Raw genomic sequence first — 11,666 nt, forward strand, 5'->3', positions numbered from 1 at the left:
GGATGGATCGTCTCAAGTTGAAGGCCGTGCTCGGCAGTCACCCTCATGTCCAGGCGGTGAAGAGCGGCGAGCTCCGCTCCGACCTCTTCGACCTCGATTTCATCGCGTACACGCCGACCAACACGGCGTTCAAGCCGATGCTGCGCGAGCAGGCTTTCGACGTCTGCGAGATGGCCATCGTCACCTATCTGATGGCGAAGGCGCATGGCAAGCCGCTGGTGCTGCTGCCGGCCACCATGCTCGGTCGCTTCCAGCATTCCTACGCGCTCTACAACCCTGCAAGGGGAGTGCTCGGGCCATCGGATCTCGAAGGCAAGCGCGTTGGCATCCGTTCGTTCACGACGACGACCGGCGCATGGATCAGGGGCATTCTCGCCAACGATTACGGCGTCAATCTCGACAAGATCCGCTGGGTCACCTTCGAGGATCCGCACGTTGCCGAATATGTCGACACCACCGAGCGTGCGCCGAAGGACAAGAAGATCCTGCAGATGCTGATCGATTGCGAGCTCGATGCCGTCCTCGGCGAGACCTCTGATAGTCCCGCGTTGAAGCCGCTATTCTCCGATCCGGCTGCGGAAGCGGCCAAATGGCACGCGCATCGTGGCGTCGTCCCTGTCAATCATCTCGTGGTCGTGACCGAGCAGCTCGCAAGATCGCGCCCCGATGTGGTTGCGGGCATCTATGATCTCCTGAAGCGGAACAAGGCGCAGGTGGGACCCGCGGCAACGCCCGACCTCGTTCCGTTCGGGATCGAGGCGAATAGAAAACCGTTGGAGCTGATCGTCGACTACGCATTCCAGCAGGCGCTGATCCCGCGCCGCTACGCGGTCGAGGAGCTGTTCGACGAGACGACGCGAGGACTGAACTGATGTCGGATCCGAGACGATGGCAGATCGGGCTGGTTGGTTATGGTGAAGTTGGGCGAATCCTGGCTGAGGATTTGCGCCAGCAGGATATCAAGGTAGCCGCTTACGACATCAAGCTCGGAGGCGAGCACGGCGCCCCCCTGAAAGAGCATGCGGCAAGGTTCGGCGTGACGCTGGCGGTGTCTCACGCCGAGCTGACCGCGAAATCCGATTTCATCATCTCCGCGGTCACGGCGAGCCAGGCCGTGCCGGTGGCAAAAGCCTGCGCTGGTGCAATCAACCAGGGCACCTGGTTCCTCGATTTCAATTCGGCGTCTCCCGGCGCCAAGCGGCGCGCCGCCGCTCTGATCGACGGCGCTGACGGACGCTATGTCGAGGGGGCCGTGATGACCTCGGTGCCGCCTTATCGCATCAAGGTGCCGCTGCTACTCGGCGGCCCCGGTGCGAAGGAGCTGGAGCCGCTCCTGAATGCAATTGGGTTCGTGGCCAAGGTTGCGAGTGACAAGCTCGGTGTGTCCTCCGCGGTGAAGATGTGCCGCAGCATCATGATCAAGGGCCTTGAGGCCATGGTCATCGAAAGCTTCACCACCGCGCGCGCCTATGGCGTCGAGGATGCGGTGCTGGCCTCGCTCGCGGAGACATTTCCTGCCATCAATTGGGAGAAGCAGGGCGCCTATTTCTTCCAGCGCGTGATCGAGCACGGCCGTCGCCGCGCCGAAGAGGTACGGGAGGTCGCCGAGACCGTGCGCGAGGCCGGGCTGACGCCATGGTCGGCGCAGGGCACCGCCGAGCGCCAAGCCTGGGTCGCCGATCTCGCTGATGAACCAAGGAATTTGCCCGCAGCGCCGATTGGCGCACCGAGGCGGATCGCATTCTGGCGAAGATCAAGCGCTGAGATCCAGCGCGCGTTCAGCTCAAGTCTCTGCTGCCGCCGTGTAGTCCGAGAGTTCGTCGCGCGCGAGCTCGATCAGGCTGATCAGGCTCGTGGCTTCGCGGACGACTTCCGTGGTGCGCTCGGTGCGGAACTCGGTGAGAATCGTGCGAATGCATTTGTCGGCGGTATCGAGCGTCAACAGCGCGCGGGCCATGTCGTCCTGCGTGTGGATTGCCGATATGTCGATGCCCGACAGGACTTCGCCGATGCCGGTCAGTCGCTTGATGGCCATCTCGGCGGGCGTGTTGGCCCGAATGGAATGGTAATCGATGCTGCTGAATGCGCTGAACATTTCCATACTCCCCAGAGAACGCAGATGTCAGTGCGGGTCTTAGTATGATCTCCTTGGCCCGTCGTGCAATGCGCGCATTTACGGTCAGGGATTCTACCGGATTCGGGGGTGAGGAAAGCTAGCGGTATAATCGAACGGAAAAGATCCGATCATTAGCTGCGCTTCCCGACAATCTTACCGTCGCATGCGACGAGCTTGCCTTCCTTGTACACGGAGCGCCCTTGCGGCACTCCGACAACGGCTTCAGGAATATGCTCGGCATTCAGTGTCACGAAATCGGCCTTGGCGCCGACGCGCAGGCCATAGCCTTCGAGCCGCAGCGCTTTTGCGCCTGATACGGTGACGACATCGAACGCGACACGCAGCTCTTCATCGATGTTGAAGCCCGAGCGATAGCCGAGCGTCGTGGCCCGGCGCAGCATGTCGCCGTCGCCATAGGGCCACCAGGAGTCGCGGATGTTGTCGTTGCCGCTGAAGACGGTGACGCCGGCATTGCGCAGGGCCAGGATCGGCGGGAAGGGCCGGGCGCCCGGCGCATTGGTCATGATCGCGACGTCGGAACGGGCGAGGTTGTCGGCGATCTTCTTGAGCTGATCCATGAGGATGTCGCCGAGCCCGTAAGCATGGCTGACGGCAACGCGTCCCTCCATACCGAGCGCGCGGGTGCGCGCTGCGATCTGCTCGATTTCGAACGCGCCCAGCGTGCCCATGTCATGCAGATGGATGTCGACGTCGACGCCGTGCTTGCCGGCCACACCGAACACGACGTCGAGATGCTTCTCGATGTCGCGATCGAAGCTTGCGGGATCGAGCCCGCCGACGAGATCGGCGCCGAGCCCGATGGCCTCGTCCAGCAATTGCGGCGTGCCCGGGCTCATCAGGATGCCGCTCTGGGGGAAGGCGACGAGCTGGATGTCGATCAGGCCCTTGTATTCCTCGCGCACGCGCAAAATCGTCTCGAGCGATTTCAGGCCGACCGAGCCGTCGACCATGACGTGGCTGCGCATCTGCGTGGTGCCGTGGCCGATGCAGAGGTCGAGCTGGTTGCGTGCGCGCACATCCATCGGCGCTGATGCGGCCATGTTCTGGGCCTGGAAAGCGACGCGCTCATGCACGTCGAAGCCGTCAGTGCATGGCTTGTGCGGACGCCAGGCGTCGCCATAGAAGCTGGTGTCGAGATGGATGTGGCCTTCGACGAAGCCGGGAACGACGAGGACGTTGCCGAGGTCGATGGTCTCGTTTGCGGCGGGACGCTCATCGGCGGACGTGATCGCGGCGATGCGGCCGTCGGCGACGGCGATGTGATGGCGGGCTCCGCCGTCGAAGCGCGCGTTCAGGAAGATCGTGTCGAAGGCCATCCGGTTGCTCCGTTGGTCGATTGTCATGATCATCGCGCAAGCTGCGGGTCGGGCGCAAGGCGCGGAAAGTCGGTCAGCCCGGCCCGAACAAAGTGGGCCGCTGCCGCTCGAACGTCTGCCGGCCAGCCTTGAAGCCCATCACGATGTCCGGCAGCTCGGCGATGGCGAAGCGGCTGTCCTGGGTATCGAGCACGACGAGATCGGCGGGGTTGCCGACCTTGATGCCGTAATCACTGAGGTTCATCAGCCGCGCCGGCAGTTCGGTCACGAGATCGAGGCAGGTATCGAAGTCGCTGACCGAGGCGTGCGCGACGTTGGCATAGAAGTTTGCCATCCGCAGCAGCGAGGCGTCGCCGAACGGCGTGAACGGGTTGAGCACGTTGTTGGTGGCGACCGAGCACAGCACGCCGTCGTCGGCGAGCTTGTGCGCAAGCGTCACCCCGCGCGGCACGTTGTGGGTGGCTTCGCGGCCCATCAGATAGAGATCGGTCGCGGGCAGCACGGTGACGGCAACGCCTGATGTCGCCAGTTGCGCGGTGGCCGCCTTCATCCGTTCGGGCGGCAGGGCCGAGAGTTTTGTGGCGTGGCCGATCGCGACGCGTCCCCCGTAGTTGCGCAGCTCGGTCTGCCGGCAGACCTCGTCGAGGTGCCACCAGGATGGGTCGAGGTCGAAATCGAGATGGAGGTCGACGTCGACGTCGAATTCCTGCGCGAGAGCGAAGATGCGCTCGAGGTGCGCGTTCGGGTCGGTGTCCATGTAGGGACAGCCGCCGATCGCATCGCCGCCGTCGCGCAGCGCCTGCACCAGCAGCTCGTCGCTGCCAGGGTCGTTGGTCAGGCCTTCCTGCGGGAAGACGCAGAGCGACAGGTCGATCGCCCAGGCATAGTCGCGCTTCAGCGCCTTGACCGCCTCGAAGCCGCGCAAGGCAATGCGGGGATCGATCTCGACATGGGTCCGCATCCGCGTCGTGCCGTGCACGATGGCGCGTTCGAGCACTTTTGCGCCGCGCGCGTAGACGTCCTCGACCGTAAAGTCCTTCTTCATCCCGGCCACGGCGCGGATCGCGTCCGAGACGCTGCCGCGATTGTGCCCGCAGCGGCCGAGCAGGCAGGCCTTGTCGAGATGGATGTGGGTATCGACGAACCCGGGCAGGGCGAGGCGCCCGCCGACATCGACCTCGACGCCATCGCAGGCAAGCTGCGGTTCGATCGCGGCGAAGCGGCCGCCTCTCACGCCGATATCGACGGGTGCGGCGGTTGATCGCAACAGCGTGTTGCGGAAGATCAGGTCGAAGGCGGGTTGGGCGGTCATGGCGTCGGATTCAACTGTGATAGCCTAGCGGAAGCTTTGGAAGCTGGCAGCTCCAGATTGTGTGCAGTTAAGCTACCAAATTGTTCAAAAAATGTGCATGCACTTTGGGGCGTGAATTGTAGAATGCCGGCACCCCGGAGAGCCCACCATGTCTGTCCCCGCAAAAGCTGAACGCCCGATGACCGACGCCGAGATCGTGGAGGCCTATCTCACGGCGTCGATGATACCCGATCCCGATGCGGCTGCGGCCTATATGAAGCCGGGCACGGTGGTCACGTTTACCGGCGGGCGCGAGTTCGACCATCCGCGCGGCCCGACCGGCTTCAATGCGAACCGCTATCGCTGGGTCAAGAAGAAGATGGACCGGTTCGACGTCTGTCCGGGCACGGACGAGACCGTGGTCTACAGCGTCGGCACGCTCTATGGCGAGTGGATGGACGGCACGCCGTTCGAGGGCAATCGCTATGTCGATCGCTTCGTCGTGCGGAGCGGACAGATCGTGAAGATGGACGTCTGGAACGATAGCGCCGAGCGTATCCTGGTCCAGCGCGGGATTGAGGCCTAACCTCTTCGCGCCACTTTCGGCAGCTTGACGACGCGGTCGCTCGTCACTTCATCCGCATAAGGCGCGAGAATATCGAGCAGGTCGCGGCCACGTTGCGGGGTAGGGGCCACCAATGCACGATTGGCCACGGAATCCAGATGATGGTGCATCAATTGCATCACCTTGGCTTCGTCGCCCTTGGCGAGCGATGCGATGATGGCGCGGTGCTCGCTGATCGCGCATTCGGTGGAATGCGGTCGACTGTAGAGTGACAGCGTCAGGCAGCAGCGATAGGCGACCTCGCTGACATAGCGCACCAGGATCGGGCTGTTCGTCATGTGCGCGAGCAGGATGTGGAATTCGGTGGCGAGCCGGATCGAAACTGCATCCGTGCCGCCGCGCGCGCGGTCCTCGGCATCGACATGGGCGTTCAGCTCGGCGATCTGGTTCTTGCTCAGCTTGCCCGCGAGCTGGCGGACCACGAGGCCCTCGAGCTGGATGCGGATGTCGAAGGCATCGCGCGCCTCCTGCCAGCTCGGCGTCGCCACCACCGCGATCCGGTTGCGGCGGAGCTCGACGAGGCCTTCGGCAGCGAGCTGTCCCAGCGCATGGCGCGCAATGGTGCGGCTGACGCCGAAGCGTTCGCCCAGCGCATCCTCGGGCAGCTTTGCACCGGGCTCCAGCGCCTGCTCGATGATCGCGCGCCTGAGCGCGCGGCAGATCACGCCGACTTTGTCCGATGATTCAGAAGTCTTGCTGGTCGGGCGCGCCGCCATCGGCGAATCCTTGAGGGAAGGGTCGAAATCACTCTTTAGCACAGGCTAACGTCAATCCAGCGCTCCAATTGCATGCAGTTTGACATCCGGACTGCCTAAATCGAATCCGGCCACTCGGCGAGGCGTTTGGTCAAATCATTGATTTTGCGGGGGTGGACGACTGGCACTCAGCTTGCATGCACTTTGGCTGTGATGCGTATGCAACCTAACGCCCAATTTGACGGCCAGCCTGTTCCCGAAGGCTCCGGCCCTGTTGCCATCGAGCTGTCCGAGGCCTCCGTGACCTTCGGGCGCGGCGACCGCGCCGTGCCCGCTCTGTCGAAGACGACGTTGCGGATCGCCGACGGCGAGTTTGTCGCACTGGTCGGCCCGTCCGGATGCGGCAAATCGACCATTTTGCGCCTGGTCAGTGGCCTGGTGCAGCCGACCAGCGGCGTCGTCATCGTCGGCGGCCGCGAGGTCGCGGCGCGGGCGCTGCGGGTCGGCATGGCCTTTCAGAACCCGACCATGCTGCCGTGGATGACGATCGAGCGGAACATCATGTTGCCGCTGAAGATCGTCGAGCCGTTCCGCTCGAACTTCCGCAAGCTGCGCAAGACCGAGTTTCGCGACAAGGCCAATGCGCTGCTGGAGCAGGCCGGTCTCAAGGGATTTGGCAGTCGCTATCCCTGGCAGCTATCCGGCGGCATGCTCCAGCGCGCCAATCTCTGCCGTGCGCTGATCCATGAGCCGCGGATGCTGCTGCTGGATGAGCCGTTCGGCGCGCTCGACCAGTTCACCCGCGAGGAGCTGTGGGCGATACCTCCAGAACCTCTGGATGACGCACAAGCCGACCGTGCTGCTGGTGACGCACGATTTGCGTGAAGCCGGTTTCCTTGCCAGCCGCATCTGCGTGATGAGCGCGCGTCCCGGCCGCATCCTCGACGACAGCCGTGTGGAGTTCGCGCGGCCGCGCACCGTCGCGATGACGTTCGAGCCGGATTTCGTCGCGCTGAACCAGAAGCTGCGCGCCTTCATCGAGGATGCACGCAGTGCGGCGCAACAGGGGACAGGCTGATGTTCGGGATCGATATCAGGCAGAAGGCATGGTCGGCCGGACTGATCGTGCTGTTTTTCGTTGCCTGGGAGCTGTTCTGCCTGATGACCGGCATGTCCGACTTGGTGCTGCCACGGCCGTCGCAGGTTTTTGTCACGCTGTTCCAGCGCTTCCCGGTGCTGTGGCCGCACATCGTGCAGACGCTCGCGACCACCATGTTCGGCTTCGTCCTCGGCGTTGCGCTCGGTGTCGCCCTCGGCGCCATCATCGGCGTCTCCAAGACGGCCTATGACACCTGCTATCCGTTGCTGATCGGCTTCTCCTCGATCCCCAAGGTCGCGGTGGTGCCGATCTTCGTGCTGTGGTTCGGCTCCGGCACGGTGCCGGCGGTGCTGACCGCGCTGTCGATCTGCTTCTTCCCGATTGTCGTCAATATCGCCACGGGCCTCGCGACCACCGAGCCCGAGCTCGAAGACGTGTTGAAGGCGCTCGGCGCGAGCAAGTTCGACATCCTCTGGAATGTCGGTTTGCCCAGGACCATGCCGTTCTTCTTCGCCTCGCTGAAGGTCGCGATCTCCTACGCTTTCGTCGGCGCCGTGCTGTCGGAGACGGTCGCCTCCAACCGCGGCATCGGCAACGTCATGATGACCGCGTCCTCGAATTTCAACGTGCCGCTGGTGTTCGCCGGCCTGTTTGTGCTCGCCGGCCTCGGTGTCGCGCTCTACGCGGTGTTCTCGCTGATCGAAGGGCGCGTCACCGGCTGGGCCACGCGCAAGAACGATGTGATCGCCACCTGAATTTCTGAACCGTCACGCAAGGAAGCTTGAGGAGGTCTCGATGTTGAGAAAAGTAACTGTCGCGCTGTTGGGATTGGCCCTGTCCGCGGGCGCTGCCACGGCCGAGGACACCACGATCAAGTTCACGCTGGGTTGGAAGACGCAAGGCAGCGATGCCGCATTCTTCTACGCCAAGGACAACGGCTACTTCAAAGAGGAAGGCCTCAACGTCGTCATCGATCAGGGCGAGGGCTCCGGCGCCACCGTCACGCGCGTGATGTCGGGGGCCTATGACGCCGGCTTCGGCGACGTCAACGCCATCATCCAGAACGCCTCGACCAAGCCGCAGGAGGCGCCCGTCATGGTCTACATGATGTGGAACCAGCCGCCGTTCGCGATCGTCGCCAAGAAGACCAGCGGCATCAACACCATCAAGGATTTTGAGGGCCACACGCTGGGCGGCGCGCAGGGCACGCCGACGACGCGGCTGTTGCCGGTGTTCACCCGCAAGAACGGGCTCGACGGCGAGAAGATCAAGATCTCCAACATGGCCCCGAACCTGCAGGAGCCGATGCTGATCAAGGGCGACATCGACGCCGCGCTCGTGTTCAACATCACCAGCTATTTCAACCTGGTGCTGAACCGCCAGGACCCGGACAAGGATTTCAAATGGTTCTCGTTCGGTGAGTACGGCCTCGATCTCTATTCCAACGGCGTGATGGTCTCGAAGAAGCTGATCGCGTCGAACCCGAAGGCCGTGGCCGGCCTCGTCCGCGCCATCAACAAGGGCGCGATCGCGGTGGCCAAGGACCAGAACGCCGGCATGAAGGCTGCGCTGAACTACGACAATCTGATCGACGTCGCCGTCGAGAAGCGCCGGCTGCAATATTCCTTTGACAAGCTGATTGTCTCGCCGGAGATGAAGGAGATCGGCATCGGCGACATCAAGGATGACCGCATGACGCGCGCCATCGGCATCGTGGTCGAGGGCTATCAGCTCGCCCGCGCGCCGACGCCCGCAGAGGTGTTCTCGCGCGAGTTCCTGCCGCCGCGTGCGGAGCGGGAGCTGGTGTATACTGCCAACTGATCTTCACAGATCTTTGGAGAGACCGTCATGGCCACGGAGATTGCGGCAACCAGCCTGTTCCGTGGCCCTGATCTCGGTGTGACCGACAATGTCGTGCTGCGGCACGATAGCGGTATCATCACCGACATTCTTGAAGGAGCGGGGCCTGCTGGCAGGCCTCGCTCCTTCGTCATTCCTGCCTTCGTCAACGCCCATGACCATGCGCGCGCGACCGCGTCGTCCTTCGGGGCGGTCGGCATGCCCCTCGAAAGCTGGATCCTGCGCACCGCGCTCGGTTCGCCCATCGATCCCTATCTGACCGCGGCCTCCGCACTGGCACGTTCCGCCAGGGCTGGTTGCGCGGCGATGATGGTGCACTACACCCGCCCGAGCGGGACGATGCCGTTGCTCGATGAAGCCAAGGCGATTGCGAGGGCGGCATCCGATGTCGGCATCCGCGTGGCATTTGCCCTCGCGGTGCGGGACCAGAATCCGATCGTTTATGGCGATGCCGAGCCGATTCTCTCCGGCCTCCCCAGTGACGACCGCAAGACCATCGAAGACCTCTTCGTCCGCGCGCCGATGTCGCCGAAGGCCTATATCGAGCTGACCGATGCGATTGCCGCCGCCATCTCCGGCCCGATGGTCGACGTGCAGCTTGGACCCGCCGGCGTGCAATGGTGTTCGAAGCCGCTGCTGGAGGCGGTGGCGGAGAACTCGGCGCAGACGGGCCGCCGCATTCACATGCATCTGCTGGAGACCGTCTATCAGCGCGCCTGGGCCGACCAACACTTTCCGGACATGGTGCGTTGGCTGCGCGATATCGGCTTCCTCTCGGAGCGGCTGACGCTGGCGCACTGCATCCACGCTCGTCCCGATGAGCTGGAGATGATCGCAGCCTCCGGCGCGCGCATCGTCACCAATTTCAGCTCGAACATGCATCTGCGCTCGGGGCTCGCCCCGATCGCCGCCGCACGCAAATGTGGCTGCGCCATCGCGGTCGGCGTCGACGGGTTGGCGCTGGACGAGGACGACGACATCCTGCGCGAGATGCGGCTGGTGCAGATGGCCCATGGCGGCGTCGGCTTCAAGGCGACTTGGACGCCAGCCGAGTTGTTCGCGCTTGCTGTCCGCAATGGGCGCCGTGCCATCGGCGCGCCCGGGACCGGCGAGCTCGTCGCAGGCAATCCCGCCGATTTCGTCGTGATCGACCTCGACCGGCTGGACCGAGATCAGATCATGCCCGTCGACCCCATGGCGCTTCTGTTCGCGCGGGGCAATGCGTCGCTGGTGAAGGAGGTCGTCGTCGCCGGCAAGACGATCGCCAAGGACGGGGCCTGCATGGGCGTTGACCTGCCGGCCATCGAGCAGGAGTTGCGGGGGATGTACCGCGCCAATGTCGGCAAGCTCGGAAGTTTTCAGCGCATGTGGCCGTCCCTATCGGAGCGCGTGTCCGGTTGGTTCGAGCAGCAGCTCACTTGCGAGTAGGAGGCGACCAGGGAAACGCTCGCCTGACGACCAGGCGGGCGCTCCCAAAGGCTCGAATGCCGTCGTTACTGCAATGCCTTGAGCTTGGTGTTCTTGCCGTCGACCACTTCGAACACGACATAGCGCGGCTGCATTTGGCCGTTCGGCAGGAACTGGACGTCGCCGAACACGGTGCCCTTGACGGGCTTGCCGCGGATCGCCTCTGCCACGGTCTTGCGATCGAGCGACTTGGTCTGTTCGACCGCCTGCGCCCACACCTGCACGGCGGCGGCGCCGAGCGCGGCGCTCTTGTCCGGATCAACGCCGTAGGCCTTCTTATAGGCCGCGACGAACGCTACGCTCTCCGGCTGCGTCGTGAACGGCGGCAGATCGGGGAAAAAGATGTCGGCCGATATCACGCCGTTGTTGGCGTCGCCGGCGACCTTGTACACGGTGCTCAGCATGATGCCGACGGCGCCGACGAAGGTGGATTTTATGCCGGCCTGGCGATACTGGTCGACCAGCGCGGGAAGGCCTGAGGAATTCGACGAACTGGTGACGATGACGGCGTCTGGATTGGCACCCTTGATATTGGTCAGCTGGACGCGGAAATCGGTGTCCTTGAACGCGAACTTTTCGGTCATGATGACTTCGCCCGAAAAGTTCATCTTCTTGAATTCGGCCTCGACGGCGGTCTGAAAGCCGTTGCCATAGACGTCATTCTGAGTGAGGAACGCGATTTTCTTCGCCTTCATCGTCTGGGCGACGTATTTTGCGATGACTTCCGCGTCGAAGCCGTTCGAGCTGTTGATGCGCATCGCGTAAGGGTTCGTCTCGCCGCTGAGGATCAGATCCGACTTCGAGACCGCGGTGAAGTCGAGAATGTTACCGCGGGCGAGAATCGGCTGCATCGCCAATGTGACCGGTGAGTTCCAGCCTTCGATGACGATGTCCGCCTTCTCGGCAACCATCTCGTTGGCGCGGCTGACGCCGACCGCGGGCGTGCTCTCGTCGTCCTTGGAGATCACCGTCAGCTTGCGGCCGAGCAGGCCGCCCTTGTCGTTGATCTGTTGGACCATCAGCTTGACGGCGTTGGTCACGGTCTGGCCATCAGGGCCGGCGCCGCCGCTGAGCGGAAAGATGGTGCCGACCTTGATGTCCTGCGCCACGGCAGGCACAGCTGCGAGACCCAATAATAGCGCGAGAGCCAGTTTCGTCTTGTGCATGCGCGTCCTC

At 63.6% G+C, this 11,666-nt stretch carries 10 protein-coding genes and 2 pseudogenes; 7 read left to right on the forward strand and 5 right to left on the reverse strand.

Annotated elements, in window-relative coordinates:
* Positions 1–2: 2 nt before the first annotated feature.
* Together QJT78_RS09350 and QJT78_RS09355 are read left to right on the forward strand one after the other, a co-directional pair.
* Positions 3–872: a hypothetical protein gene (locus tag QJT78_RS09350; protein ID WP_038942378.1), complete on the forward strand. Its 870-nt coding sequence runs from the start codon at positions 3–5 to the stop codon at positions 870–872.
* A pseudogene (locus tag QJT78_RS09355) lies at positions 869–1,764 on the forward strand (DUF1932 domain-containing protein). Before QJT78_RS09350 ends, QJT78_RS09355 begins: the two are co-directional and overlap by 4 nt.
* Before the next feature lie 19 nt (positions 1,765–1,783).
* Here QJT78_RS09355 and QJT78_RS09360 read toward each other — a convergent pair.
* The 3 genes from QJT78_RS09360 to QJT78_RS09370 form a co-directional block, all read right to left on the reverse strand.
* Positions 1,784–2,095, reverse strand: a complete 312-nt coding sequence (locus QJT78_RS09360) for a hypothetical protein (protein WP_038942377.1) — start codon at positions 2,093–2,095, stop codon at positions 1,784–1,786.
* Positions 2,096–2,247: 152 nt separating this feature from the next.
* The gene (locus QJT78_RS09365) at positions 2,248–3,453 is read right to left on the reverse strand and encodes an amidohydrolase family protein (RefSeq protein WP_028146645.1); all 1,206 of its coding nucleotides are present in this window, start codon (positions 3,451–3,453) and stop codon (positions 2,248–2,250) included.
* A 73-nt stretch (positions 3,454–3,526) separates the two neighbouring features.
* On the reverse strand, positions 3,527–4,765 hold the full coding sequence (locus tag QJT78_RS09370) for an amidohydrolase family protein (protein ID WP_028146644.1): 1,239 nt from the start codon (positions 4,763–4,765) through the stop codon (positions 3,527–3,529).
* Between the two features lie 148 nt (positions 4,766–4,913).
* Between QJT78_RS09370 and QJT78_RS09375 the strand changes: the two genes are divergently transcribed.
* Positions 4,914–5,330, forward strand: a complete 417-nt coding sequence (locus QJT78_RS09375) for a hypothetical protein (protein ID WP_038942376.1) — start codon at positions 4,914–4,916, stop codon at positions 5,328–5,330.
* Here the strand turns inward: QJT78_RS09375 and QJT78_RS09380 are convergent.
* Positions 5,327–6,085, reverse strand: a complete 759-nt coding sequence (locus tag QJT78_RS09380; protein WP_028146642.1) for a GntR family transcriptional regulator — start codon at positions 6,083–6,085, stop codon at positions 5,327–5,329. The genes QJT78_RS09375 and QJT78_RS09380 overlap by 4 nt on opposite strands.
* Positions 6,086–6,283: 198 nt before the next feature.
* On the opposite strand from QJT78_RS09380, the pseudogene QJT78_RS09385 reads away from it, so the two are divergent.
* The 4 genes and pseudogenes from QJT78_RS09385 (at position 6,284) to QJT78_RS09400 (ending at position 10,451) form a co-directional block, all read left to right on the forward strand.
* A pseudogene (locus QJT78_RS09385) lies at positions 6,284–7,142 on the forward strand (ABC transporter ATP-binding protein).
* Positions 7,142–7,918 carry an ABC transporter permease gene (locus QJT78_RS09390; RefSeq protein WP_028146641.1) on the forward strand — a complete coding sequence of 259 codons (777 nt, stop codon included), beginning with the start codon at positions 7,142–7,144 and terminating at the stop codon, positions 7,916–7,918. The pseudogene QJT78_RS09385 and the gene QJT78_RS09390 overlap by 1 nt, the downstream one beginning before the upstream one ends.
* A gap of 40 nt (positions 7,919–7,958) precedes the next feature.
* On the forward strand, positions 7,959–8,984 hold the full coding sequence (locus tag QJT78_RS09395) for an ABC transporter substrate-binding protein (protein WP_028146640.1): 1,026 nt from the start codon (positions 7,959–7,961) through the stop codon (positions 8,982–8,984).
* A 27-nt stretch (positions 8,985–9,011) separates the two neighbouring features.
* On the forward strand, positions 9,012–10,451 hold the full coding sequence (locus QJT78_RS09400; RefSeq protein ID WP_038942374.1) for an amidohydrolase family protein: 1,440 nt from the start codon (positions 9,012–9,014) through the stop codon (positions 10,449–10,451).
* Between the two features lie 65 nt (positions 10,452–10,516).
* Here QJT78_RS09400 and QJT78_RS09405 read toward each other — a convergent pair whose 3' ends face one another.
* Complete coding sequence (locus tag QJT78_RS09405) at positions 10,517–11,656, reverse strand: ABC transporter substrate-binding protein (protein ID WP_028146638.1); 1,140 nt, start codon at positions 11,654–11,656, stop codon at positions 10,517–10,519.
* Positions 11,657–11,666: the final 10 nt, after the last annotated feature.

The organism is Bradyrhizobium sp. Mp27 (assembly GCF_029953005.1).
GTDB lineage: Bacteria > Pseudomonadota > Alphaproteobacteria > Rhizobiales > Xanthobacteraceae > Bradyrhizobium > Bradyrhizobium barranii.

What these genes read in the sequence shown, in the direction of transcription:
- QJT78_RS09350 (WP_038942378.1), top strand. Translation starts at nt 3, where the DNA reads ATGGATCGTCTCAAGTTGAAGGCCGTGCTCGGCAGTCACCCTCATGTC.
- QJT78_RS09360 (WP_038942377.1), bottom strand. Translation starts at nt 2,095, where the DNA reads ATGTTCAGCGCATTCAGCAGCATCGATTACCATTCCATTCGGGCCAAC.
- QJT78_RS09365 (WP_028146645.1), bottom strand. Translation starts at nt 3,453, where the DNA reads ATGGCCTTCGACACGATCTTCCTGAACGCGCGCTTCGACGGCGGAGCC.
- QJT78_RS09370 (WP_028146644.1), bottom strand. Translation starts at nt 4,765, where the DNA reads ATGACCGCCCAACCCGCCTTCGACCTGATCTTCCGCAACACGCTGTTG.
- QJT78_RS09375 (WP_038942376.1), top strand. Translation starts at nt 4,914, where the DNA reads ATGTCTGTCCCCGCAAAAGCTGAACGCCCGATGACCGACGCCGAGATC.
- QJT78_RS09380 (WP_028146642.1), bottom strand. Translation starts at nt 6,085, where the DNA reads ATGGCGGCGCGCCCGACCAGCAAGACTTCTGAATCATCGGACAAAGTC.
- QJT78_RS09390 (WP_028146641.1), top strand. Translation starts at nt 7,142, where the DNA reads ATGTTCGGGATCGATATCAGGCAGAAGGCATGGTCGGCCGGACTGATC.
- QJT78_RS09395 (WP_028146640.1), top strand. Translation starts at nt 7,959, where the DNA reads ATGTTGAGAAAAGTAACTGTCGCGCTGTTGGGATTGGCCCTGTCCGCG.
- QJT78_RS09400 (WP_038942374.1), top strand. Translation starts at nt 9,012, where the DNA reads ATGGCCACGGAGATTGCGGCAACCAGCCTGTTCCGTGGCCCTGATCTC.
- QJT78_RS09405 (WP_028146638.1), bottom strand. Translation starts at nt 11,656, where the DNA reads ATGCACAAGACGAAACTGGCTCTCGCGCTATTATTGGGTCTCGCAGCT.